Source organism: Streptomyces sp. NPDC057616, from assembly GCF_042800575.1.
Taxonomy (GTDB): domain Bacteria; phylum Actinomycetota; class Actinomycetes; order Streptomycetales; family Streptomycetaceae; genus Streptomyces.
The window spans coordinates 1-24,409 of sequence record NZ_JBHVGU010000043.1 but is presented as its reverse complement, the minus strand read 5'-3'; the positions used below and the strand labels follow the sequence as shown (position 1 = coordinate 24,409).

22 protein-coding genes are annotated in these 24,409 nt (G+C 72.2%); 14 read left to right on the top strand and 8 right to left on the bottom strand.

The window, feature by feature from the left end; translation table 11 throughout:
- Positions 1-56: 56 nt before the first annotated feature.
- The 4 genes from ACFU97_RS38180 to ACFU97_RS38165 are packed head-to-tail and all read left to right on the top strand — an operon-like array spanning position 57 to position 3,662.
- Positions 57-683, top strand: coding sequence for a hypothetical protein (locus ACFU97_RS38180; protein ID WP_384265740.1), 627 nt, complete (start codon positions 57-59; stop codon positions 681-683).
- Positions 680-1,657: a DUF6895 family protein gene (locus tag ACFU97_RS38175; protein ID WP_384265737.1), complete on the top strand. Its 978-nt coding sequence runs from the start codon at positions 680-682 to the stop codon at positions 1,655-1,657. The genes ACFU97_RS38180 and ACFU97_RS38175 overlap by 4 nt, the downstream gene beginning before the upstream one ends.
- Complete coding sequence (locus ACFU97_RS38170; RefSeq protein ID WP_384265734.1) at positions 1,654-2,574, top strand: DUF6895 family protein; 921 nt, start codon at positions 1,654-1,656, stop codon at positions 2,572-2,574. Before ACFU97_RS38175 ends, ACFU97_RS38170 begins: the two co-directional genes overlap by 4 nt.
- Positions 2,571-3,662: a serine hydrolase domain-containing protein gene (locus ACFU97_RS38165; RefSeq protein WP_384265731.1), complete on the top strand. Its 1,092-nt coding sequence runs from the start codon at positions 2,571-2,573 to the stop codon at positions 3,660-3,662. The genes ACFU97_RS38170 and ACFU97_RS38165 overlap by 4 nt, the downstream gene beginning before the upstream one ends.
- A 98-nt stretch (positions 3,663-3,760) precedes the next feature.
- Here the strand turns inward: ACFU97_RS38165 and ACFU97_RS38160 are convergent, their stop codons facing one another.
- A complete protein-coding gene (locus ACFU97_RS38160) occupies positions 3,761-5,131 on the bottom strand; it encodes an alpha-lytic protease prodomain-containing protein (protein ID WP_384265728.1) in 1,371 nt (456 codons plus the stop codon).
- Positions 5,132-5,249: 118 nt separating this feature from the next.
- Between ACFU97_RS38160 and ACFU97_RS38155 the strand changes: the two genes are divergently transcribed.
- Positions 5,250-5,471, top strand: coding sequence for a hypothetical protein (locus tag ACFU97_RS38155; RefSeq protein ID WP_384265725.1), 222 nt, complete (start codon positions 5,250-5,252; stop codon positions 5,469-5,471).
- A 306-nt stretch (positions 5,472-5,777) separates the two neighbouring features.
- Positions 5,778-7,883, top strand: a complete 2,106-nt coding sequence (locus ACFU97_RS38150) for a hypothetical protein (RefSeq protein WP_384265722.1) — start codon at positions 5,778-5,780, stop codon at positions 7,881-7,883.
- Between the two features lie 54 nt (positions 7,884-7,937).
- Here ACFU97_RS38150 and ACFU97_RS38145 read toward each other — a convergent pair whose 3' ends face one another.
- From ACFU97_RS38145 to ACFU97_RS38130, 4 genes are all read right to left on the bottom strand, one after another.
- Positions 7,938-8,852 (bottom strand): SMI1/KNR4 family protein, encoded by a 915-nt coding sequence (locus ACFU97_RS38145; protein WP_384265720.1) that lies wholly within the window; start codon positions 8,850-8,852, stop codon positions 7,938-7,940.
- A 727-nt stretch (positions 8,853-9,579) separates the two neighbouring features.
- Positions 9,580-10,236, bottom strand: coding sequence for a GTP cyclohydrolase I FolE (gene folE / locus ACFU97_RS38140; protein WP_384265717.1), 657 nt, complete (start codon positions 10,234-10,236; stop codon positions 9,580-9,582).
- Between the two features lies 1 nt (position 10,237).
- Entirely contained in the window at positions 10,238-10,693 is a 456-nt protein-coding gene (locus tag ACFU97_RS38135; RefSeq protein WP_384265714.1) for a hypothetical protein, read from the bottom strand.
- Complete coding sequence (locus ACFU97_RS38130) at positions 10,675-11,223, bottom strand: DUF2231 domain-containing protein (RefSeq protein WP_384265711.1); 549 nt, start codon at positions 11,221-11,223, stop codon at positions 10,675-10,677. Before ACFU97_RS38130 ends, ACFU97_RS38135 begins: the two co-directional genes overlap by 19 nt.
- Positions 11,224-11,344: 121 nt before the next feature.
- On the opposite strand from ACFU97_RS38130, the gene ACFU97_RS38125 reads away from it, so the two are divergent.
- The 3 genes from ACFU97_RS38125 (at position 11,345) to ACFU97_RS38115 (ending at position 13,640) form a co-directional block, all read left to right on the top strand.
- A complete protein-coding gene (locus ACFU97_RS38125) occupies positions 11,345-12,097 on the top strand; it encodes a helix-turn-helix transcriptional regulator (protein ID WP_384265708.1) in 753 nt (250 codons plus the stop codon).
- An 88-nt stretch (positions 12,098-12,185) separates the two neighbouring features.
- Entirely contained in the window at positions 12,186-12,827 is a 642-nt protein-coding gene (locus ACFU97_RS38120) for a DUF6629 family protein (protein ID WP_384265705.1), read from the top strand.
- A gap of 21 nt (positions 12,828-12,848) precedes the next feature.
- Positions 12,849-13,640 carry a VOC family protein gene (locus ACFU97_RS38115; RefSeq protein ID WP_384265703.1) on the top strand — a complete coding sequence of 264 codons (792 nt, stop codon included), beginning with the start codon at positions 12,849-12,851 and terminating at the stop codon, positions 13,638-13,640.
- Here the strand turns inward: ACFU97_RS38115 and ACFU97_RS38110 are convergent.
- Positions 13,631-15,733: a SpoIIE family protein phosphatase gene (locus tag ACFU97_RS38110; RefSeq protein ID WP_384265700.1), complete on the bottom strand. Its 2,103-nt coding sequence runs from the start codon at positions 15,731-15,733 to the stop codon at positions 13,631-13,633. The genes ACFU97_RS38115 and ACFU97_RS38110 overlap by 10 nt on opposite strands.
- 202 nt (positions 15,734-15,935) lie before the next feature.
- Between ACFU97_RS38110 and ACFU97_RS38105 the strand changes: the two genes are divergently transcribed.
- The 3 genes from ACFU97_RS38105 (at position 15,936) to folP (ending at position 19,864) form a co-directional block, all read left to right on the top strand.
- On the top strand, positions 15,936-18,419 hold the full coding sequence (locus tag ACFU97_RS38105) for a SpoIIE family protein phosphatase (RefSeq protein ID WP_384265698.1): 2,484 nt from the start codon (positions 15,936-15,938) through the stop codon (positions 18,417-18,419).
- Positions 18,420-18,564: 145 nt separating this feature from the next.
- On the top strand, positions 18,565-18,942 hold the full coding sequence (locus tag ACFU97_RS38100) for a bifunctional 3-phenylpropionate/cinnamic acid dioxygenase ferredoxin subunit (protein WP_384265696.1): 378 nt from the start codon (positions 18,565-18,567) through the stop codon (positions 18,940-18,942).
- Between the two features lie 124 nt (positions 18,943-19,066).
- Positions 19,067-19,864, top strand: coding sequence for a dihydropteroate synthase (gene folP, locus ACFU97_RS38095; protein ID WP_384265860.1), 798 nt, complete (start codon positions 19,067-19,069; stop codon positions 19,862-19,864).
- A gap of 597 nt (positions 19,865-20,461) precedes the next feature.
- Here folP and ACFU97_RS38090 read toward each other — a convergent pair.
- Entirely contained in the window at positions 20,462-21,259 is a 798-nt protein-coding gene (locus tag ACFU97_RS38090; RefSeq protein ID WP_384265693.1) for an IclR family transcriptional regulator, read from the bottom strand.
- Between the two features lie 39 nt (positions 21,260-21,298).
- A complete protein-coding gene (gene purU / locus ACFU97_RS38085) occupies positions 21,299-22,171 on the bottom strand; it encodes a formyltetrahydrofolate deformylase (protein ID WP_384265691.1) in 873 nt (290 codons plus the stop codon).
- A 147-nt stretch (positions 22,172-22,318) separates the two neighbouring features.
- Here purU and ACFU97_RS38080 point away from each other — a divergent pair, with 147 nt between their 5' ends.
- Positions 22,319-22,756 carry a VOC family protein gene (locus tag ACFU97_RS38080; protein ID WP_384265689.1) on the top strand — a complete coding sequence of 146 codons (438 nt, stop codon included), beginning with the start codon at positions 22,319-22,321 and terminating at the stop codon, positions 22,754-22,756.
- Between the two features lie 185 nt (positions 22,757-22,941).
- Positions 22,942-24,342, top strand: a complete 1,401-nt coding sequence (locus tag ACFU97_RS38075; protein ID WP_384265686.1) for an MFS transporter — start codon at positions 22,942-22,944, stop codon at positions 24,340-24,342.
- Positions 24,343-24,409: the final 67 nt, after the last annotated feature.

The window sequence follows — 24,409 nt, the reverse complement described above, 5'->3', positions numbered from 1 at the left end:
ATCTGTTCTATCGCGGGGGGGGGGGGGGGGGGCCTTTGGGGTGGGCGTGTCCTTTCGTGTGGGGGCACCGCCCCCACGTCCGGCTGTCCGACGGCGCGCTCGACGGCCCGGAGGCCGGCCACGCCGTCACCGTCGCGGCCGTCCGCGTGCTGGGCGCGGACCTGCTGCTTCCGCACGTCCTCACCCGCACCCCGCCCCTCCCGGACACGCTCGACGCGTTCCGGCGCACCGTGGAGACCTTCCCGCCCCGCTCCGACGCGGCGCCCACCGTCGTATGGAGCCACTGGGCCATGGGACGCACGCTGCACCGCTTCGACGGCACCGGCACAGCTACGGCGGAGCCCGACGGCGACTGGCTCGGCACAGCCACCTGGCAGCTGCTGACGCATCAACTCGCCGTCCTGGCCCCGCTCGCGGTGCCCGGTGAGGACAGCGCGGTGGCCCGCGCCGCCCGCGGCCGCCCGGTCGACGTCGCCCGCGGCTTCGTCCGCGCGGTGCGCCGCCGGGACTGGCTCCAGGCCGCCGGAGCCGGCCGCTGGCTGACGCTGCTGGACGGCGTGCCGCAGACCCTCGGGCTGGAGAGCGGCCTCGACTTCGTGGAACTGATGGGCGGCGGCGACCCGCGCGTCGCCCTCCAGCTGGAGGCGGCCCGGGCGATGCGCTGGGCCGGAGCGCCCGTATGACGACCGCCGTGGACGCCGGGCGGATACGGGACGTCGAGGTCGCGGCGCTCGCCTGGATCTCCGCGCACCGCGGCGACTTCGTGCTCGACGACGACGCGTTCACCGTCGAGGGCGCGGTCGACCTCACCTGGAAACCCCTCGGGGAACTGGCGCAGACGTGCGTGAGCGTGGGCCGCCGCACCCCGCCGTCGGACCCCCTGCACGCCTGCGTCCGCGGCCTGCTGGCCTTCGCCTGGCGGCAGACGGGCCAGGGCGAACTGTTCCTGCGCCTGCAGCGGTTGGAGCCCTTCGCGACCTACCCGCTGGAGGTGTACTCGGTGTTCGCCGGTGCCGGGTACCGGCACGCCGGGTACGAGGCGGCCGCCGCCACCGTGGCCCGCACCCGCGGCTGGCGCCTCACCGAGCAGGAGCCGACCCGACGGCTCGGCCTGCTCAACGCCGAGCGGCGCAGCGGCATCCACCGCCCGGAGCCGGCCGAGCAGGCGCTGGGCCGCACCTGGCTCGGCGGCCTGCCCGAGCCGTGGGCCTTCGAGCGCACCGCCGGATACGCGCTCACGCACGTCGTCTTCCACCTCACCGACTGGGGCCGCACCGCCGAGGGCGTCCCCGACGACCTGGCCGCCTACCTCTCCCAGTGGCTGCCGCCCTGGCTCGACACCTGCCTGGACGCCGGGATGTGGGACCTCTGCTGCGAGCTCCTGATCGTCGCCGCCAGCCTGCCGAGCCCGCCCGACACGGCCATGTTGCAGGACGCCTGGACCCGGCTCGCGCACGCCCAACTCGACTCCGGCGCCATCCCGTTGAACGCGCCGGACACCGCGGACGGCCCCGACGAGGGCTTCGTCCACTGCTACCACTCCACTCTCATGGCGGCCTTCGCCGCCGCCCTGAGCGTCGACCACCTCACCCGCGGCTCCGAGGCCCGTGCGCAGGACCCGCAGAACCGGTACGGGGGGCAGGGAGTGCCAGGATGACCGACACCCGACTGCTGCACACCGTCGGCGTCCGCGCCCTTCAGTGGCTCTGGGCGCGGCGCGACGGATTCCGCCTGGAACCCGACGTCGACCCGGAGGTCGGCTTCCTGGAGCGGTTCAAGCCGATCGGTGAACTCGCCCTGATCTGCCGGGTGTTGTTCCGCGAGGGCGTCGCCGGATCGGAACAGGCCGAACTGGCACGCCGGTTGGTGGACCACACCTGGCGCGACACCCTGGACGGCGGCCGCATGCTGGTGCGCGGCCAGTGCATCGAGCCGCTCTCACCCATCCCCTTCGAGGTGTACCTGCCCTACAAGGAACTCGGCTACAGCGCACCGGAGCTGGAGCGCACCGCCGCCCTCCACCACCGCCTGAGCAGCTACGCGGCCCTCGAACTCCACCCGACCCGCCGCCTCGGACTCGCCGCGTTCCAGCGCCGCTACGGCCACACGCCCCACCCGCCGGAGGCCGACCTCGCCGGCGCGACCTGGCTGGGCCGCACCCCCGAGCCGTGGACGGTCGGCGGGCACATCGCCTACGACATCACGCACGCGGTGTTCCACCTCACCGACTGGGGCGAGCGCCCCGAGGGGCTGCCACCGCACGTCGCCGACTACCTCGCCACCTGGCTGCCCGTGTGGATCGACGACTGGCTCGACCTCGAACGATGGGACCTGCTCGGCGAACTCCTCGTCGTCGACGCCTGTCTGCCCCGCCCGGCCCTCGACGCGCGCGCCTGGCAGGGCTTCGCCGCCGCCCAGCAGCCCGACGGCGCCATGCCCGCCGTCCGCGGCATGCCCGAGGGCCCGCCCGACGAGGTCTTCGACGTCGTCTACCACCCCACGCTGGTCGCCGCCTTCGCCTCCTTCCTGGCCACCTCCCGCGCCCTGACCGAACTGGCGCACGCGCCGTCATGAGCGGGACGGCCACGCCCTGGCCCGGCGACCCGCACGACGAGGAGGACTTCCGCGCCGGCGACCTCGCGGCGGCGCGGGACGAGGGTGACGAGGAGGAGCTGCACCTGCGGCTGAAGGCGGCCGTGGAGGCGGTCGACGCGCCCGACGCCGTCTTCGCCGTCTCCCGGCACGGCCGCCGGACCGTCCACTGCGGCGGCTCCGCGCCGCCTCCGCCGACCCCGCGCGAGGACCTGCGCTACGAACTGGGCTCCGCCTCCAAGACGTTCACCGGACTGCTGCTCGCCCAGCTGATCCGGCGCGGTCTGCTGACCGGCGGCGAGCGGGCCGCCGCCTGCCTGGCCCCGGCCCGGCCGACGCGGTCCCCGGCGACGCTCGCCCACCTGCTCACCCACACGTCCGGACTGCCCGCCCTGCCGGCCGACTTCTACCTGCGGGCCCTGCCCGCCTGGCACACCGCGCCCTACGCCCGCTACCCGGCCGCCCGCGTGATCGACGCCTTCCTGCGCCACCGCCCGCCGCACCGGCCCGGCACGCGGTGGCGGTACTCCAACTTCGGTGTCGCCGTGCTCGGGCACGCCGTCGCGGCGGCCACCGGCACCCCCTGGGAGGACCTGCTCACCGAACAGATCCTGCGCCCGCTCGCCCTGGACGGCACCGCCCTGCGGCCGAGCGGCCCGGACACCGACGCCCCGGGACACGGCAAGGACGGCCGGACCCGGGTGCCCGGCTTCGACGCCGGCGGCTTCCCGGCCGCCGGGGCCCTGCGGGCCACCCCGCACGACCTGCTCGCCTTCCTCGAAGCGCACCTCGACCCGTCCGGCACCGCCCTGTCCGGCGCGCTGCGGTCGGTGCGCACGCCGTTGCTGCGCCGGGGACTGGGGCACCGGCACGTGCATACCATGGCCTGGTTCCGGCACCCCACCGACGGCGGGCCGATGTACTTCCACGGCGGGGCCACCCTGGGCCAGCAGGCGTTCCTGGGGTTCCGGCCCGACACCGGCACGGCCCTGGCGGCGCTCTGCACCCGCCGCTTCCGGCCCGGCGACCCCTTCGTCGCCACCGCGTACGGGCTCCTCGCCGAGTCGTAACACCGAGTTGTAGAAAACACGAGTCGTAGAAACACGGGTCGTAGAAACGCGGACGGTGCGGGAGCGAGGGCTCCCGCACCGTCCGCGCCGTACGACTCCTACAGCCGCTGCCACAGGGCCGGAGTGGCGTCCGGCGACCACACACCCTGTGCCTGGTGGGTCTGCAGGCACTGGTAACGCACGCCGGAGTGGGTGACGGTCTGCCCGGCCTCGTAGACGTGACCGGGGATCCACGCGTCCGCCGCCGCGTTGTCCTGCGGGGCCTGCGCGCCGGTCTGCGCGGTCTTCAGCGTGAGGCCGAAGTCGCTGAGGATCGGGTTGATCGGCTGGAAGAAGGTGGTCCCGCCGCTCGTGCAGTCGCCCGAGCCGCCCGAGGTGGTGCCCTGCGCCTGGGCGCCGGAGACGAACGGGCCGCCGGAGTCACCCGGTTCGGAGCACACGTCGGTCCGGGTCAGGCCGTTGACCGTGCCCTCCTCGTACTGGACCGTCGCGCCCAGCTGCTGGATCGTGCCGCAGTGCCAGCCGGACGTGGAGCCGGAGCGGCAGACCGCGGCCCCGACCAGCGCCTGCACCGAGCCGGACACCGAGGCCCGCTTGCCACCCTGCCCCTTGTAGTCGGCCGTGGCGGTCCAGTCGCTGTTGACGCCCACCCAGGACATGTCCTTGCCGGGGAACGTGGACGCCTTGAACGTGCCCTGGTCGGTCTTGTCGGAGCCCGTGGTCCTGTCGCCGGGCTTGCCGCAGTGGCCCGCGGAGGCGAAGCCCTGCTGGGAGCCCTTGGTGACGGAGAACCCGATCGAGCAGCGGGCGCTGTCGTTGATGTAGTAGGCGTCGCCGCCGACGAGGTCCTTGCGCAGCTTGGGCCGCTCCGCCGCGACCCGGACGGCCACGCCCCGCCCCTCCAGCCCGGCGGCCTTGACGAAGGCCGTGGCCGCCGCCTGCCGGGTCGCCTGGACGACGACCCGGTTCGCCGGTACGTCCACGTACCAGACCGGTGTGTCGCGCGAGCGGAGGTGACCGGCGGTCGCGTCCAGCCGCTCCTTGAGCGCCTGAAGGGTGCTCAGCGGCGTGGCGACGACCGCGGCCTTGGCTCCCTGGGCCTGGATGGCCGAGATGTCCGCCGCGTGAGTGGTGGCGACGGTGAGCTCGGCAGAGGTCGCCCCGCTCACCCAGGCCCCGGCGAAGTGCCCGCCCAGAGCGTTGCGGAGGCGGCCCGCGCGGGTGCCGGCCTCGGCCTCGTTGACCAGCCGGGCCCGCGCCTGGGACCGGGTCAGTCCCAGGTCGCGCTCCATCGCGCGCAGCACCTGGGCCGGCGGCCGGATGGCGTCGAGCGTGCGGGCGGCGAGGTGCGCGGGTCCCGGTGCGGGGGGCGGCGGGGCCGCGACGGCGGAGGGGACTTGGGTGAGTACGAGGGCTCCGAGCGCGGTCAGGGCGGCGCGGCGCGCGCCCACGGCATGTCTGCCGACCATGCGGTGTACCTCCTTCTGACGAGGGGTGAGACAGTGGCGAATCCGTAGGCGGCCTTGCCGCAAAGGCCCGGAACGATGTCAAAGGCGGGGCTCTTTCGCGCTTTGGGGGACGCCGGGGGTGGCATGTGCAGTACTGCGGCGGGCCGGGCGGGGCCAGGACCGGGCCCGGCTGCTGCCGCTGTTCGAGGTCACCGCCACCGGCCACGGCCGCACCGGGTTCGGGGAACGCTTCATCGACTCGACCGTCAGCGCACGGCTCGCTCACCTCGCCCAGACATCGCGTACCCGGCTGCGCTTCGTCGGTGAGGTGACGACGCCCGCAAGTGCGCGATCACGCTGAAGGTGTTCTGCCTCTACGGCCGCTTTCATCGGCCGATGACTCGGCCGCGTGGACGGACGTACGGATGCTTGCGACCCCAGTCCAGGACAGGCGGGCCTGCGCTTTGGATGAGGCCGGCGTTGAGTGGGAGGCGCTGGATGGGCAGGTCGCGGTGGCCGCCTTGGCGACATCACGGAGCTCAGTTTCCGGTCAGCTTCGCCGTAGTCGGTATGGGTATCCGCCCCAGCTCATGGCGATGGCAGGCGCAGCCCGCAGTGTTCATGCCGCTGCATGCGTCAACTCCCTTTCAGCCAAGACGAGTTAAACATGACCTTGGCCATATGCCCGGACGGGGCGTGTCTGGTGAGATCGCACGGCATCGAACATTCGTACGCTAAGGAGGATCTGGGCTTGAGCCGCAGACACACCGTCAGTCGCCTGCGCAGAGTGGCTGCAGGCATAGCCGCCGCGTTACTGATAGGCAGCGGCACTGCCGCTGCCGCCGACTACACGCCCAACTCGTCCCCTTCCGCCGCCCCGTCCGCGCGCCCCGCAGCGGGCCCGGAGAATGCTGCCGCCGCAGGATCTCGCCCCGTCTCGGGGAAGTCCCCGTCGGCAGGACCGCAGTTCGTCAAGAGCGGCAGCACGTGGAGTGTCGTCGCCCCGGAAGTAGTGCTGCGCAACAGTGTCACCGACGCCGACGGTGACACGGCCAACCTGACCTTCGAGGTCTGGACCACCGATGCCGATGGCAAGCCGAAGGCTCAGGTCAAACTGACGGACGCCAACCCCTACGGAGTCCTCGTCTCCGACTTCGTGGCTTCCGGCAAGACCGCACAGGTCACCGTCCCTTACGGAAGACTGAAGCCGGGCGTCCTTTATGCGTTCCACACCTCTGCCTACGACGGCAGCCTGTACGAGACCGACTGGTCGCCGTGGGTGAACTTCAAGATCAACCCCTATGTGACCTTCCCTGCCCCGCAGGCGTCATCCAGCATCGACTCGCTGGCCCAGAAGAACATCGAGTTCACCCGTACCGACCCGGGCCCTGTCGCCGGCGTCACGGCCAAGGGGATGAGGCCCGAGGGGCTCACTCCCAAGGGAGCGCAGACGAGCGGCAAGAAGTCGTGCTCCCAGTCTGATGCCGAGAGGCGCAAGCTGTGCATCGAGATCAGCCCGCCCACCAAGCAGAGCAACCAGCGCGCCGCGAAGGCTGATGCCGTGGCTGCCGACGGAGCCGACCCGAATCTGGTCTCCTGGTGCGGTCCCAGCCCGGCGGGCAAGGACTTCATGAATCGCACCGAGGCGTGCATGAAGAGTATCGGCACCGCGACGCTGACCTTCGTGGACACCGACCCGGAGCATCCCACGATCTCCACCGCCGTCTTCGACATCCAGCAGCAGATCAAGACGTACACGAAGAAGGGCGACAGCGGCACCGACTTCGGCGAGTACGACCAGCAGATCGTCGCCATGCCCGCCAGCATCGACCCTGGTCTTGAGGGCGTCACGCTCAGGTGGAACGTGGGCCATAACTGCTCCAGCTGCGTCCAGTCACCCACGAAGTGGGCGGACTTGAACAACACGGCGTCCACCGGCCACTGGGGTATCACCGACAGCGGCCCCTTGAACGCCCGCTGGGGCACCGTCCAGACCACGTGGAGCGGCACCGGCAAGGAGACCATCGACCTGGGCTGGTCCGTCACCGCCAGCGTCGATGCCAGCGACCTCACCGCCTCGGCCGACTTCGGCACCAGCGGCGTCACCTCAGTGCGCGAACTCGCGCCCCGCTGCGACGACATCCTCAAGGCCGTCGCGCCGGGATGCGTCCTGCCGTACTTCAAGCCGACCTACACCGTTGACACCAACCTCTTCCCCGCAGCCGGCGCCTACTACTGGCTGATGCAGGAGAAGATGCCCGATCACGCCGGGTCGGTGAAGTGGGACTCGCTGCTGCACTACCTCGGCCCAGACACCTCGGTGAAGGACGCCGACGGTGATCCGTGGACATCGGAGGACAGCCGCGGCAAGGTCTGCCCCTCGAGCTGGACGGCACATCCGGCCGACACGGCCGTGGGAACGACGAGTTGCGACGAGTACGCCATGGCCTCCACCCACGAAAGTGGAGGGTTCCCCGGAGGCCTGAACCAGGTGGGCGACGGCAAGGAGTGCGCCCAGCTCTTAACCGACAAGTTGGGAAGCGGCACCAGCTTCGGACTGCTCGCCGACACAAGGACCGCGAAGAACGGTCCCACGTGGAAGGAGAAGTGCGGGCGAGCCGCCATCCCTAACACGCAGAACGAGACCGCGTTCAAGAAGCTCCAGCCCACCGTTTGGCGGCTGCTGGACAATGACGGGTTCTTCGTCAGCGATCCAGGCTTCGAGCACTGCGCGAACGCCGGCACCACCTGTGCCTGGCGCAAGGTCGGCTGACAGATGATGAAACCCGGTGGGGGAGCGGCAGTTGCCGTTCCCCCACCGGCACGTCTATCCGTTGTACGGCTGCCAGCCGGGAACATCGCCCACCGGCCCCCACACCAGCGCCCCGTCCGCCAGTCCGGGTTTCTCCTTCCCTGCCAGCGCCGGCACCTCCAGAGCGTCGGCCATCTCCTCCAGGTAGACCGAGAGCGACGCGAACTCCTCCCGGCGCTCGCCGTAGCGCGAGGAGTAGCCCACCGTGCCGGTTTTGGCGTCGACGTACAGGACGAAGGAGCGGTCGTGGACGCCGGCCGAGCAGAACGGAATCCACGGGCGCAACCAGACGTCGTCATCGCCCAGTCGCATCTGGTTGCCGTGGTACTCGGCCACGTCGGCCACATTCATGAGAGCCCAGTTCCGGAACAGGAAGCCCGCGCCGCGTGCGTCGTGAACGCCTGCGTGGAGGCGCCACAGTGCCGTCAGTTCTGCCGGGAGGCGGGTGCCGAGGACGTCTTCGAGGTGGATGAGTTCCTGCTCGGACGCGCCGGGAAGCAAGGCTTCGTGGGAAGCGGGGGCGTGGACGCGTAGCCAGGTCTCGATCCTCGTCCAGGCGTCCGTGACCTGGCGTCCGGCGGTCTCCTCCTGGGCCGCGTCGTCCCTGATGTCCCCGGCCGATTCAGGCGGCTCCACATCGGCGTGCTCACCGTACTTCTCGGCCGCGGTGGGGGGAGTCGACACCCGCGCCACCGAGCCGATCTGTACGACTCCCTCCGCGGTGTACGGGGGGCCGTAGAGGTAGTGCACGCTCAGCGTGGCGCCATCACGCGTGGCGATGGAGGTGCGGTAGAGCTTCGTGAACGTGTCCAACTCGCCCAGCAGCGGGTTGACTGCCAGCGACTGGGACAACTCCGCCACCGCCGCCTCGGCCGCCGGCCCGAGCTGACGGCTCTGCTCACGGGCACCGTCCGAGATCTCAACGTTCACCGCGTCCTCCCACATCGTCGATCCGGGTGTGGAGCCGATCCTCGCATCCTCCCGGAGGGTGTCCCCGACCAGATCGGCGGCGGCGTCCCAAGAGCGTTCCGAGGCAGGCGAGTTGCCCTCCCCGCGGCGCAGAGCTTTACGAGGTCGAGCGGCAACACGTGGCAGACCGCGTGGGACCTTCCGCGGGCCAGATGCCATGGCTCCCGTTGGGGCAGGCAATTTGCAGGCGTAGTCGCGTACTTCGCCGGGGACGTACACGTCGCCCGCACGTGCGCCTTGAAACCTGCGTACCGCCGCGACCGACTCCCACTACGGAGAACGGGCGCGACGTCGCCTCTGCACCACCTGATCCGCCAACCACTGCCCTCGGGTGCGCGGTCCACAGCCCGCTGCTTCGATGGAGCCGAAACTCTCGCCGAGGCCAGTGGCATGCTGTGAGGCCGACTTGCCTGGCTCCGGGAGATCGAGTTCGATGCTGGCCGGGGCTACGAGACGGGAGAGCGCGAAGACGCCACCTACGTCGCGGAGTGGCGCAGGGGCCCGATGCCGGAGAGCGCGCCCTGACGATCCCGCACCTGCGCGGCGCAGGCGTCGTGGCGGACGTACTCCACCCGGACGCCTCCGCCGCCACCGCGGAATGGCAGGCGGCCGAGGGCAACCTCACCGTCCGCCTGCCGTGCCCCGAAACGGCCGTGCTGGTGCGGCTCACCCGCCCCGGCCCCAGGCGTCAGCCGGCCGCCCCGGTGAGCGCCAGGAACTCGGCGCGTGAGCGGGCGTCGGTGCGCAGCAGGCCGAGCAGGGTCGAGGTCATGGTGCTCGATCCGGTCGCCTGGACGCCGCGCAGCGTCATGCAGCTGTGCTCCGCCTCGATCACGACGCCGACGCCCTTGGGCTCCAGATGCGTCTGCAGCCAGTCGGCGACCTGCTTGGTCAGGCGCTCCTGGACCTGGGGGCGGCACGCGAAGTGCTCGACGACGCGCGCCAGTTTGGACAGGCCCAGGATCCGGCTGCCGGGCAGATAGCCGACGTGAGCGGTGCCGACGAACGGCAGCAGGTGGTGTTCGCAGACGCTGCGCACCGGTATACGGCGGGCCAGGACGAGTTCGTCGTACTCCTCGTCGTTGGGGAAGGTGGTCAGGTCGAAGGGGCGCGGGGTGAACAGTTCCGCGTAGGCGCGGGCCATCCGTCCCGGTGTGCCGCGCAGGCTCTCCGAGGCGGTGGAGACGCCGAGCGCGGTGAGGAAGCGGCCGGCCGCTTCCGCCGCGGCGGCCAGGTCGATCCCGTCGGGCTCGTGGACGACGCGCAGGGCCGGTCGTCCGGGTGCCGGATCCTCCTGGTCGCGGGGGGCCGTCCGGGCGGTGGTGCGGTTGCGGCGTTCCGTCATGTCAGCTGCCCCCGATGCCCAGAGCGGTCAGCAGGACGAGGACGAGGGTGGCCACCGCGAGCAGCCCGTGGGCGACCACGACCGGCACCGGGAAGTGCCGTTCGGCGGGGACGGTGCCTTCGGCGCCCGGACCCGCGGCGGCCGCCGCCGCGCCGACCGTGGCGTGCGCGCGGTGCACGGGGATCCAGCGGGCCAGCATGACGAAACCGAGCAGCGCGACCGGCAGCAGCAGTCCGAACGCGGTCCAGGCCAGAGCGCTCGCGTCCGTCACGACGTACAGGATCCACACCACCAGCCCGGCGGCCGCCAGGACGAAGTGGCCGAAGAGGACGGGTGCGGGCAGGCGGCTGGTGCCGTGCTGCTGCCGGCGGATTCCGCCTCGTCGGAGCCAGGCGCCGAGCAGGTAGAAACCGCCGAGTGCGGTGACCACCCAGGTGATCAGTGCGGTGATGTCCATGAAGAACTCCCGGGGACGGTGGTGTACCCCTCGGCCTGGGTGTCCTCGTCGGCGACGCGCACGCCGTAGCGGTAGGCGAGCCTCCCGCCGAGGTATCCCGACACCGCGAGGACGGCGACGCTGAGCGCGGACAGCACGAGGGGGCCGGTGGCGACGCTCCGGCCGGCGGTGTAGTCGCCGTGGCGCCACAGGTAGTTGACGACGTAGGCGGCGGTCACCAGCAGGTTCAGCGTCATGTGCACCAGGGCGGTGCGGAAGGCCGGGGTGCCGGTGGGGACGGCGAACAGGTCGAGGAAGCCGACCGTGGCCGCGAGCAGGGCCCCGAGCACGCCGAGCGCGATGAGCCACTCGGAGGACTGGGTCAGAAAGCCCGGCCGGTGCACGACGTGGGACGCGATGTCGAACACCAGGCTCGCGACCCAGGCGCCGATGGGAACGGTGACCAGGATCGGGTGGAACGGGTGGCCGTACGGGCCGGCGAGCGAGGCGCTGACGGGGCGCTTCGCCTGAAGCTGTGACTCACTGGCCATCGCTACCTCCCATGAGTTTCGCCAACAAAGTTTGGTCTTATTGATGGAGGGCGTCAATACACGCAGACCAATCAGAGGTAAGAGCGCTTGTGCCTACGTCGATGGGCGTTAACGTGGTGGTGTGGCTTCCGATCCGAGCGCACCGGCCGATGCGGCCGACGACGCCATCGACTCCGTCAGCGTGCTGAGCGAGGAGTCGCGCCGGCGCATGTTCACCTTCATCCGCCGGGCGCGACGCGCCGTCACCCGGGACGAGGCCGCCGCCAGCGTCGGCATCTCCCGCAAGCTCGCGGCCTTCCACCTCGACAAGCTCGTCGACGCGGGCCTGCTGCGCGCGGGCTACGCGGCGTCCGGCGGCGTCCGCAAGGTGGGCCGGCAGCCCAAGGTGTACGAGCCAACCGACGCCCAGATCACCGTGAGCATCCCCGACCGGCGCCATGGACTCCTGGCGGATCTGCTCCTGGACGCCGTCCTGTCCGAGGGCGCCGGCGAGAACGCGCGTCAGGCGGCCCTGCGGACCGCGGAGCAGCGCGGCCGGCAACTGGGCGAGACCGTCCGGCAGGAGACCCGCCCGGGCCGCCTGGGCCCCGAACGGGGACTGAGCGCCTGCGAGCACCTGCTGGAGGGATACGGCTACGAACCCGTCCGGGAGACGTCCACCCAACTGCGGCTGCGCAACTGCCCGTTCCACCCGCTGGCCGCGAAGGCCCCGGATCTCGTGTGCGGGATGAATCACGCCTTCCTGAGCGGCTACCTGGGCGGCCTCGAGGTCAACGGCGTCCGGGCCGTCCTCGCGCCCGAGCCCGGGGAGTGCTGTGTGCGGCTCGGCACCGACGTCGAGGATCACGGCGACCGGGGCGGCCGGGACCGCTGACGTCCCGCCGGACGTTCACCCGGCATCGGTCGGCGGTATCGCCAGGCAGCACGCATGATTCGCCCGCCCGCGGTGACATGGTGTTGTCATGTGCTGGAGTGCGACGGGTGATCTGGTGGCGGGTTCGGCGATCGCCTGCGTCGGCGTGGCCTGTGCGGCGCGGGTGCGGCGGATCGGGGATCTCCCGATCGCCACGCTGCCGTTGCTGCTCGGGGCGCACCAGCTGGTCGAGGCCCGGGTGTGGCAGCTCGACGGCGGCACCAGGCCGGCCACCGTCGCCTGGGCCGTGATCGCGCTGCCGTTGCTGGCGGTGTGGGTGCCTGTGGCCGTGGTGTGCGCCAGTGCACGGCCCGCCCGCAGAAGGCTGGCCGTTCCGCTGGTGTCCGGTGTGCTGACCGCCGCCGTGCTGGCGTACGTCATCGCCACCCGTACGGTCCGGGCCGAGATCCGCGGTCACACCGTCGGCTACGTGATCGGGCTGCCGTACGGCCAGGTGCTGATCGCGGGCTATCTGCTGGCCACCGTCGGCGCGCTGCTGCTGTCCGGCGACGACTGGCTGCGCGGGCTCGGCCTGCTGGCGGCGGTGGGCGCGCTCGCGTGCTGGGCGCTGTGGCGGCTGGAGTTCGTCTCGACCTGGTGCGCCGTCGCGGCGGTGAGCTCGGTGGTGGTGTTCGGGTGGGTGGTCCGGCGCGCGCGAGCGGGCACGCGGTGCGAGGCTGGCATCGTGTGAACGCTGCGAAAGGGCACTCCTGTGATCACCACCGACTTCGCTCCAGGTTCCCCCTGCTGGCTCGACCTCGGCTCCCCTGACGTCCCGGCGGCCGCGGCCTTCTACGGCGCCGTGCTCGGCTGGGACTTCGAGTCCATGGGCGAGGGCGCCGAGGGCGGGATGTTCCGCAGGGACGGCAAGATCGTCGCCGGGCTGGGCAGGCTCACCGAGGAGGGCGCCCGCTCGGCCTGGATGATCTACTACGACGTCGCCGACGTGGACGCCACGACGCAGGCCGTCGAGCGGGCCGGCGGCACGGTGCGGGTGGCGCCGAGGGACTTCGGCGAACAGGGCAGGACGGCGCAGTACAGCGACCCGTCCGGCGGGCAGTTCGCCGTCTGGCAGCCGGGCAAAATCACCGGGTTCGAGCTGGCGGACGCGCCGGGCTCACTGTTCTGGACCGAGCTGTACACAACCGACGCCGCGGCGGCGAAGCGGTTCTACGGCGACGTCTTCGGCTGGCAGTTCGGCGACATGCCGATGCCGGGTGGGGGAGGGGCGTACACCCTCATCACGCCGGCCGGGCTCCCCGAGGAGCGGATGCACGGCGGCCTCATGCAGTTCGACCCGAAGGATCTGTCCCTGAACGGTGGACGCCCTTACTGGCACCCGGTGTTCGCGGTCGACGACTGCGACGCCGCCGTCGCGCAGACCACCGCGAAGGGCGGCAGCGTGCAGATGGGGCCGGTCGACATGGAGGGCGTGGGCAGGATGGCCGTCTGCGTCGATCCCGCGAACGCGGACTTCGTGGTGCTCACCCCGCCTCAGGGCTGAACCGCCGCTTCCCCCGGCCCCGTTCCGCGCACGCACCGGGCGACCAGGAGGGCGACGTCGTCGTGGTCGTCGGGGTGGCGCAGGCCGTGCAGGAGCAGGTCGCAGGTCTCCTCCAGGGGGCGCCGGGGCTCGTCGAGGAAGCTCAGCATCAGGTTCAGCCGGTCGTCCAGCGAGTGCTGGCGGGTCTCGACGAGGCCGTCGGTGTACAGGACGAGCAGGTCGCCGGGGTCGAGTCGGACCGTGGTCGTCTCGAAGGGGATGCCGCCGACGCCGAGCGGGGCCCCGGGCGGCAGGTCTAGCAGCTCGGCGGGGTGGTCCGGGCCGGCCAGGGCGGGCGGCATGTGCCCGGCGTTGGCGATGTGGCAGCGCCGGGTGCGCGGATCGAAGACCGCGTACAGGCAGGTGACGATGTAGTGCTCCAGATCGCAGGTGATCTTGTCGAGGTGCTGGAGCACGGCGCCGGGCGCGAGGTCGAGGTCCGCGTAGGCGCAGGTGGCGGTGCGCAGCCGGCCCATCGTGGCGGCCGCGTCGATGCCGTTGCCCATGACGTCGCCGACGACCAGGGCGGTCTTGTCGTCGCTCAGCGGGATGACGTCGTACCAGTCGCCGCCGACCTCGCTGGTGGCCTGGGCGGGCTGGTAGCGGGAGGCGAGTTCGAGACCGGCGTGCTGCGGCGGGTGGTCGGGCAGCAGGCTGCGCTGGAGGGTGAGGGCGGTGTTGCGCACGCTCTGGAACCAGCGGGCGTTGTCGATGGCCACCGCCGCGCGCCCGGCCAGCTCGGTGGCGAGGACGACGTCGTCCTCGTCGAACGGGAGCGGGTTGCGGGTCCGCTTCAGGTCGAGCGCGCCGAGCACCTCGCCGTGGGCGATCAGCGGCACGGCGAGGTAGGAGTGCACGCCGGCCCGGGCCAGCAGCGAGCCGGCCTCGGCGTCCCGGGCGATGCGCGGCAGATCCCGCTCGCCGACGTGGCGCACCAGCACCGGCCGCGCGGAGTGCACGCACAGCGTGACCAGCCGGTCCCCGTCGTAGGCCGCGAGGCCGCCGGGCGGATCGGCGGCGCGCAGGGCCACGGTCGGGTGGGCGGCCTTGAGGGCGAGGGCGCGGAAGAGCTCCGGGCCGTCGTCCGGACGGCGTGAGCGGCGGCAGGCCAGGGCCGAGTCGAGGACGTCGACGGCGACCACGTCGGCGAGCTGGGGCACCGCGATCTCGGCCAGTTCCCGGGCGGTGTCCTCGACCTCCAGCGTGGTGCCGACGCGTACCGAGGCGTCGGCGATCAGGGCGAGCCGGCGCCGGGCCCGGTCGGCCTCGGCGGCGGCGCGGTGCCGCTCGGTGACGTCGACGACCGAGGCGGCCGCTCCGAGGACCCGCCCACCGGGGTCCTCCAGCCGGTAGAAGGACAGCGACCAGGCGTGCTCGTGCTCGGGGTCGGCCAGGGGGCGGCCCACGTGGTACTGGTCGAGCAGCGGGCTGCCGGTGGTGAGCACCTGGCGCAGCGCGGACTCGATGGTGTCGACGTCCGGCAGGGGCAGGGTCTCACGCAGGCCGCGGCCCACGTGGTCCTCGGCGGGGATGCCGTCGATGCGGGCCAGCGCCGGGTTGACCAGGAGGTAGCGCAGATCGGGGTCGAGGAGGGCCAGGCCGATCGGCGACTGGTTGATCAGCCGCTCGCACAGGGCCAGATCGGTCTCGACGCGCTGGAGCAGGTTGTGGTCGGCGGCGATGCCCAGGGCGTAGACGTCCCCGAGGTCGTCCTGGAGCCGCATGTTGCGGAACTCCATCAGCCGGGTGCTGCCGTCCTTGTGCCGGATGGGGAAGGTGCCCGCCCAGCTCCGGCCGGTCCGCAGCACTTCCGTGAACAGGTCGACCACGGCGTGCAGATGCTCGGGATGGATGAACAGCCGGGCCGCGTAGGTGCCCAGTGCCTCCTCGGCGGTGTACCCGAACAGCTCCTCGGCCTGCGGGGTCCAGAACACGACGCGCCCGCCGGCGTCGACGACCACGGCGGACACGCTCAGGACGTCGAGCAGTCCGGTGGGCCGGGGCTCCTCGGAACCCCGTACGTCACCGTCGGACCGGAAGGAATCGGCCGTCATCCCGCACCTACCTCCGCTCTGTCCGCCGCATCCGGCGAGACCTTTCGGTGTCACCGGGCACCCGGGTTGTGACCAGTGGCCCTTCCATGCTGCCCCCGGCCCGGGCGGGGCGGAAGCGGAGGGCGCTCCGGCGGCCTTTCGGCCGGAGCCGTGCACATCGGGCGGAGTAGCAGGAACATGGTGCTGTAGGGAACGGAACCGGATGGCATCCATGGATCCTGCGCGAGAAGCGTCCGGCGGGCCCCCGCCCGCGACAGCGCGCGATCTCCTCGACGCGTCCAGCGACGCGGCGGCGATCGTGTCCGCCGAGGGTGCTGTGATCGGCTGGACCCGGGGCGCCGAGACCCTGCTCGGACGCCCCGCCTCCGTCGTGGTCGGCCGGCCCGCGGAGCGGCTGCTGGCGATGGACCGGGACCCGGCGCGGGTGGCGGGCGTGGTGGAGCGGTGCCGGGCCGGCATGGGCTGGAACGGCCTGATCCCGCTGCGGCACGGCGACGGCCGCTCCCTCGACGTCGACCTGCGGGTCTCCGCGGCCTTCCGCATCGGCGGGGACGAGTGCTTCCTGATCTCGGCGCGGGAGCAGAAGCCGCAGTGGACGGTGGGCCAGTCCGTGCTCGACGGGTTCCTGACCCGTTCGCCGGTCGGCATGGCCGTGATGGACCTGGAGCTGCGCTACGTGTGGCTCAACGACACCCTGGAGCGGTTCGGCGGGGTGCCCCGTGAACAGCGGCTGGGGCGCCGGCTGAGCGAGCTGCTGCCCGGTCTGCAGGCGGCCGCCATCGAGGGCCTGATGCGCAAGGTCCTGGAGAGCGGCGTGCCGGTCACCGACTACGAGTACCTGGGCTGGAGCTGGGCCGACCCACGCCGCCGGCACGCCTACTCCACCTCCTTCTTCCCCCTGGTGGACGCCGCGAACGTCGTCACCGGGGTGTGCTACCTGGTCCAGGACGTCACCGAGCGGTGGACCGCGCGCCGGCTGCTGACGCTGGTCAACGAGGCCGGGACCTGCGTCGGCACCACCCTGGACGTGATGAGCACGGCGCAGGAGCTCGCCGACTTCGCCGTGCCCCGCTTCGCGGACTTCGTCGTCGTCGACCTGCTGGAGCCCGTGCTCAGCACCGAGGGGCACGGCGCGTGGCTCACGGACGCCGGACCGGCCTCCGTGCAGGCCACCCTGCGCCGCGCCGGCATGAGCTCCGTGCGCGAGGGCTGCCCGGAGGCCGTGGTGCGGATCGGCGAGAGCGCGGGGTTCCTGCCCCCCACCCACGACCTGAACCTGCTCATCGAGGGCGAGCCGATCCTCATGCCCGTGCTCGATCCGTCCGCCCCCGAATGGGTCGACGAGGAGCCCGAACGCGCCGAGCGCATCCGCGAGTTCGGCCTGCACTCGCTCATCTCCGTGCCGATGCGGGCACGCAACACGGCCCTCGGCATCACCACGTTCCTGCGCTCCCTCAACCCCATGTCCTTCCAGCCCGACGACGTCCTGCTGGCCCGGGAGCTGGTGGCGCGCGCGGCGCTGTGCGTGGACAACGCCCGCCGCTACACCCGGGAGCACACGGCGGCGGTCACCCTCCAGCGCAGCCTGCTGCCGCACGCGCTGACCGGCGGAACCGCGCTGGAGGTGGCCTCCGCCTATCTGCCGGCGGACCCGACGGGCGGGGTGGGCGGCGACTGGTTCGACGTGATCCCGCTGTCCGGCGCCCGCGTGGGCCTGGTCGTCGGCGACGTGGTCGGGCACGGCATCACCGCCGCGGCGACCATGGGCCGGTTGCGCACCGCCGTGCAGACCCTGGCCGACATGGAGCTGCCGCCCGACGAGCTGCTGGCCCACCTCGACGACCTGGTGCTGCGGCTGAGCGCCGAGAAGGCGGACGACGAGGCGGTCCGCCACAACACCTCGGCCTTCCTCGGGGCGACCTGCCTCTACGCCGTCTACGACCCCGTCGCCGGGCGGTGCACGATGGCCCGGGCCGGGCATCCGCCCCCCGTCGTCGTCACCCCTGAAGGACAGGTCTCTTTCCCAGAACCCCCGGCCGGGCCCCCGCTGGGGTTGGGGGGAATGGCCTTCGAGGCGACCGAGATCGAGCTCGGCGAGAACAGCCTGATCGGGCTCTACACCGACGGCCTGGTGGAGGGCGCGGACGGCGACATGGAGCGTGGCATGTCCCGGCTCGCGGGCCTGCTGTCCGACCCGCACGCCGATCCCGCCTCGCTGTGCTCGGCGGCGGTGCGGCGGCTCGTGCCGGCGCCGCAGCCCGACGACATCGCGCTGCTGCTGGCCCGTACGCACATCCTGGGTGAGGACCATGTGGCCTCCTGGGACGTGCCGGTGGACCCGTCCGCCGTGGCCGACGTCCGCGCCCGGGCGACCCGCCAGGTGGAGGAGTGGGGCCTGGGCGACCTCGCCATGACGACGGAACTCGTCGTCAGCGAGCTGGTCACCAACGCGATCCGCTACGCCGAGCCGCCCATCCGGCTACGGCTCCTGCGCGACGCCCGGCTGACCTGTGAGGTCGCCGACGCCAGCGGCACGGCCCCGCGGCTGCGGCACGCCCGCAGCACCGACGAGGGCGGCCGAGGCCTCTTCCTGGTGGCCCAGCTGACCGACCGCTGGGGCGCCCGCCACACCCCCGACGGCAAGATCATCTGGGCCGAGCAGGAGATTCCGGGACCGGCTCAGTAGCCCCTCTGCTGCCCCTTCGTCACAGCCGGCCCGCACCGCCGCGGTGCGGCCCCGCCCGCTTCTTGACAGGGGAGAGGTGCGCCTCCAAACTGGCGTTGCGCTAAGCGCACATCGTTTCGCATTACGCATCCGCACCGAGGTGGTCATGAAGATTCCCGCGTGCCCTCTTGCCGACCTGCCGCAGGGCGAGGCGTTCCGGATCGCGTCCGAACCGCCGGTCTCCGTCTTCCACACCGAGGACGGCGAGCTCTACGCGATCGACGACACGTGCACCCACCAGGACGCCTCGCTCGCGGACGGGTGGCTGGAGGGGTGCGAGGTCGAATGCCCGCTGCACGCCTCGAAGTTCGACCTGCGCACGGGCCAGGTGGACGCCCCGCCGGCCCGGCTGCCCGTGCGCACCCACCGGGTCCTCGTCGAGGACGGCATGGTCTACGTCGAACTGTCCGACGCCCGGCCCAACCTCCCGCCGGCCTGCGTGGCGGCCCGGCTCGGGGCGGTGCCCGCCGGAGGCGCGGCGTGACGCACGCGGCGGCGCGCGAGGTCCGGTCCCGGTGATCGGCACCGCCCGCGCCGCCACGGCAACGCGTCCGGGAACACCGGAACTCCACGCCGGCGGGCTGCCGCGGCCCGGCCGCGCGCTCGTCATGGGCGTCGTCAACGTCACCCCCGACTCGTTCTCCGACGGCGGGCGGTCGTTCGCGGCCGTCGCGCACGGGCTCGCGCTCTTCGAGGACGGCGCGGACATCGTCGATGTGGGTGGCGAGTCGACCCGCCCCGGCGCGGCCCGCCCGCCGGCCGAGGAGGAGTTGCGCCGCGTCCTGCCCGTCGTGCGGCAACTGGTCGCGGCGGGGGGCGTCGTCAGCGTCGACACCATGCGCGCCGAGGTTGCCGCACGCGCCCTCGACGCGGGCGCACGGCTGATCAACGACGTCTCGGGCGGCCTGGCCGACCCCGCGATGCTCCCGCTGATGGCGCGGACCGGGATGCCGTACGTGCTCATGCACTGGCGCGGCCACGCCGCCGGCATGCAGGCGAACGCCGTCTACGGCGACGTGGTCACCGACGTGCTCGGCGAACTGCGCCTGCGGGTCGAGGCCGCGTTGGCGGCGGGCATCCGGCCGGGCCGCCTGATCGTCGATCCCGGCCTAGGCTTCGCCAAACAGCCCGAGCACAACTGGGAGTTGCTGGCCCGCCTCACCGAGGTCGCGGCCCTGGGCCACCCCGTCCTGGTGGGCGCCTCCCGCAAGTCCTTCCTGGGCCGCCTGCTCACGGACCCGGCGACGGGACACCCCCGCCCGGCCCCCGAGCGGGACGCCGCCACCACGGCGGTCTCCGTACTCGCCGCGGCCCAGGGCGCCTGGTGCCTACGCGTACACGACGTCGCCTCGACGGTGGACGCGGTACGGGTGACGGCACGCTGGGGCGCGGAGACGACGGCCTGACGCCGTCGCGACACATGGCCTCCTTGTCCGGCGCGCCGGGATGGGCTCGCCGTCCTCACGCCGCTGCGGCAGGTGGCCGGTCGGCGGACGTGCCGTTACGGGCTTACCGGCGCGAGCCGTTGAGACCGGTGGTCCGCCGGCCCGTGCACCGGGACGGGCGCACCGGCGTGAAGCCACGCGGCACGTGCCGGGGTGGGCTCGCCGGTCTGAAGCCGTTGTGGCGGGCGGTCCGCCGACCGGCGGGCGGGGACGGGCGCACGGCCGGACGCCGTGCGGCGCATGGCCCGTCGGTCCGCGTGCCCGGGACGGGTTCACCGGGCCTGAAGCCCTTGCGGCTGGTGGACCGCCGCTCTGTGTGCCGGGGCGGGCTCATCGGGGTGAAGCCGTTGTGGCGGGGGTCCGTCGGCCGGTGTGTGCTGACGGGTGCACGAGCCGGACGCCTTGCCGCGCATGGTCCGTCGGTCCGTGTGCCGGGGTGGGCTCGCCGACCTGAAGTCGTGCGGTGGATGCCCCGCCGGCCCGCGAGCCGGGGTCGGCTCGCCGGCCTGAAGCCGTTGCGGCAGGAGGTCCGCTGGCCCGTGTGTCGGACGGCGGGGCTCAGCCCAGGTAGCCCATGCGTTGGCTGATCTCCTGGGCGCCCTCGACCAGTACGGGCGCCAGTTCGTGCATCCGGGCCTCCGTGAAGCGGTACGCCGGCCCGGAGGCGCTGAGGGCCGCGATGACCTCGCCGTCGCGGGAGCGGATCGGGGCGGCCACGGCGTGCAGGCCGATCTCGAGTTCCTCCAGCGTGACCGCGTACCCCCGCTCCCGTGCCTGGGCGAGGTCCTTGTCGAGCTTCGTCCGTGCGGTCAGGGTGTGCGAGGTCAGCTTCTGCAGCCCCGACGTGCCGAGCACCCCGACGCGCGCCTCCTCCGAGAGGTGCGCCAGCAGGATCTTGCCGCTGGAGGTGGCGTGCGGCGGGGTCAGCTGCCCCACCCAGTTGTGCGTGCCGACCGCGCCCGGGCCGCGCACCTGGTACAGGTTGACCGCGTAATGCTCCTGCAGGACCGCGATGTTGACGGTCTCGCCGAGCTCCTCGGCGAGCCGCTCGCAGACCGGCCGGCCCTGCTGGGTGATGTCGAGCCGGCCCGTGACCGCGCCGGCCAGGCGCACGATGCCGAAGCCCAGCCGGTACTTGCCCCGCTCCGTCGCCTGCTCCACCAGGCCGCGCGATTCCAGCGCCCCGAGCAGCCGGAACGCCGTAGACTTGTGGACGTCGATCTCGGCGGCCACCTCGCTGACGCCCGCCTCGCCGCGCTGGGCGAGGATCTCCAGGACGCTGACGGCACGGTCCACGGACTGCACCCCGTTCACCGCAGGCGCCGCTGTTTCGCCATCTGCCGTGTGGTTGCTCATGACGCAACTATACGCATCGACGTCGCGAGTTCACCGCCGTCAGCGGAAGACGACCGTGCAGCGCCCGTTGACCAGCACGCGGCTCTGCGTGTGCCAGGCGATCGCGCGCGCGAGCACCTGCGCCTCGACGTCGCGGCCCATGGCCACCAGCTCGTCCGGCGTGCGGGAGTGGTCCACGCGGACGACCTCCTGCTCGATGATCGGGCCCTCGTCCAGGTCGGAGGTGACGTAGTGCGCCGTGGCCCCGACCAGCTTCACACCGCGCTGGTGCGCCTGGACGTAGGGGCGGGCCCCCTTGAAGCTCGGCAGGAACGAGTGGTGGATGTTGATGGCCCGCCCGTCGAGCTGCTTGCACAGGTCGTCCGAGAGGATCTGCATGTAGCGGGCGAGCACCACGAGGTCGACGTCGAGTTCGTCGACCAGCTCCAGCAGCCGCGCCTCCGCCTCCGCCTTGGTGTCCGGCGTCACCGGGATGTGGCGGAAGGGGATGCCGTAGCTCTCGGCCAGTGACTCGAACTCCCGGTGGTTGGAGACGATCGCCGGGATCTCGATGTTCAGCGCGCCCGTCGACCTGCGGAAGAGCAGGTCGTTCAGGCAGTGGCCGAACTTCGACACCATGATCAGCGTGCGCGTCGGCGTCGAGGCGTCGTGCAGCTGCCAGGTGATCCGGTACGCCTCGGCCACGGGGCCGAAGCCGCTGCGCAGCGTCTCCAGCGAGTGGGCCGGGTCGGAGACGTCGAAGTGCACCCGCATGAAGAAGCGGTCCTGGAGCCGGTCGTCGAACTGCTGGCTCTCCAGAATGTTGCCGGAGTGGCCCACGAGGAAGGTGGTCACGGCGTGGACCAGGCCGGCCTGGTCGGGGCACGAGAGGGTCAGGACGAACTCGTGGCCGGGCTGCGGTCGAGGAGACATGGCATCCTCCGTCGGGACGTGATCGATAGTGCGTCATACGCAACATATTGAGCTATACGCAACATGGTCGGGGGCGGGGGCCGGTTGGTCAAGGGGTTCGGGCGGAACGGTCGGTAGCGTCGACGTATCCGACCGAGGAGGGCTCGCATGGCGACCAGGTGGACCGTGACGATCGACTGTGCGCGGCCGGCGGAACTCGCCGGCTTCTGGGCACTGGCACTCGGCTACGTGCAGCGGCCCGCGCCCGCCGGATTCGGCAGCTGGGAGGAGTGGTTCGCCCACCACGACGTCCCGGAGGAGGAGTGGGACGAGGGCGCGTATCTCAGCGACCCGGAAGGGGTCGGGCCCAACATCTCGTTCCTGCGGGTGCCGGAGCCCAAGGTGGCCAAGAACCGGCTGCATCTGGACGTGCAGGTCGGCGGCGGCCGGGAGATGCCCTGGGAGCAGCGGTGGCCGCGCGTGCTCGCCGCGGTCGACCGGCTGACCGCCGCGGGCGCGTCCGTGGTCGGCGAGGAGATGCTGGACGGCAGGCCCGACCACATGGTGATGGCCGATCCGGAGGGCAACGAGTTCTGTCTGGTCTGACGCGAACTCCAGCTGCCCCGAGGGGAGTTCACGCCTGACGCGCCCGCGCCCGGCCGGTGAGAAGTCGTAAGAGGTTCCGTGCACCGTCTTGACGGCACCGGACTGTCCGGGTTCTGTTGCGTGAGTAGAAACGCGTTCCCATGGGCGCAACGACGTGGTCCGTCCCCGATCCCCCCGGAGTTCACATGTCCATCCGTGCCGTCGACGAGGCGCCACTGACCAAGTTCCATCGAAAACTCACCTGGGCCTGCGCCGGCGGACCCTTCCTGGACGGCTACCTGCTCAGCATCATCGGAGTCGCGCTCGTCGGGATGAGCGGCGAGCTGAACCTCACCACCGGCGACGAGAGCCTCATCGGCGCCGCCGCGCTGGTCGGCATCTTCGTGGGCGGCCTGTTCTTCGGCGCCGTCACCGACAAGCTCGGCCGCGAGGCGATGTACACCATCGACCTGGCCGTCCTGGTCGGCGGCTCCGTCCTGTCCGTCTTCGCCTCCGAGACCTGGCAGTTCGCCGTGCTGCGCTTCGTCCTCGGCATGGCCATCGGCGCCGACTACCCGATCGCGACGTCCCTGCTGGCCGAATGGGTGCCCAACAAGCACCGCGGCCGGCTGCTCGGCGTCCTCATCCTGGCCTGGTACGTCGGCGCCGCGGCCGCCTACGTGGTCGGTTACGCGATGGCCGAGATCGGCGGCCCCGGCACCTGGCGGTGGATGCTCGCCTCGGGCGGTGTGCTCAGCGCCCTGATCCTGCTGATGCGCATCGGCACGCCCGAGTCGCCGCTGTGGCTGGTCAACAAGGGCCGTACCGAAGACGCCCAGAAGTCGATCCGCAAGGCCCTGGACCGGACCGTCTCGACCGAGGAGCTGCTGGCCGCGGCGGCCGAGGAGCAGGCGGTGGAGCAGAGCCGGTTCCGTGACCTGTTCCACGGGGTCTATCTGCGCAGGACGTTGTTCTGCGGCCTGTTCTACATGTGTCAGATCACGCCCATGTTCGCCCTCTACACCTTCGGCCCCGCCATCCTCGGCTCCTTCGGCCTCGGCGAGGGCAACGACAGCTACCTGGGCTCGGCCCTGATCAGCGTCGTGTTCGTGCTGGGCTGTGTGCCCGCGCTGCGCCTGGTGGACCGGGTGGGACGCCGCCCGGTCATCGTGTGGTCCTTCGCCCTGATGGTCGTCCCGCTCGCGGTGCTCGGCGGCGGCTCCGCGCTGCCCATCGCCGTGGTCGTCACCTGCTTCTGCGCCTACGCACTCTTCTCCGGCGGCCCCACGGTGCTGGAGTGGACGTACCCCAACGAGCTGTTCCCCACCGGCATCCGGGCCACCGCGGGCGGTGTGGCGACGTCCATCAGCCGCGTCGGAGCCGCCGCCGGCACCTATCTGCTGCCGATCTCCCTGGCCCGGCTGGGCATCGGCCCGACCATGCTGATCGGCGCCGGCATCACCCTGGTGGGCTGGCTGGTCTCGGTGCTGTGGGCCGAGGAGGCGCGCGGCCGCACCCTGGCGGAGACCAGCGCGCTGCCCGGCTACCGGCGGCCCGCGACGGCCGACGGGGAGCGCCGCGGCGTCCTGCGCAGGAGCGGTCTGTGACGCCGACGGCGAGGTGACGGCGCCCAATCGGCGACATGCGGCGGCCGGCCCCGGGAGGGCCGGCCGC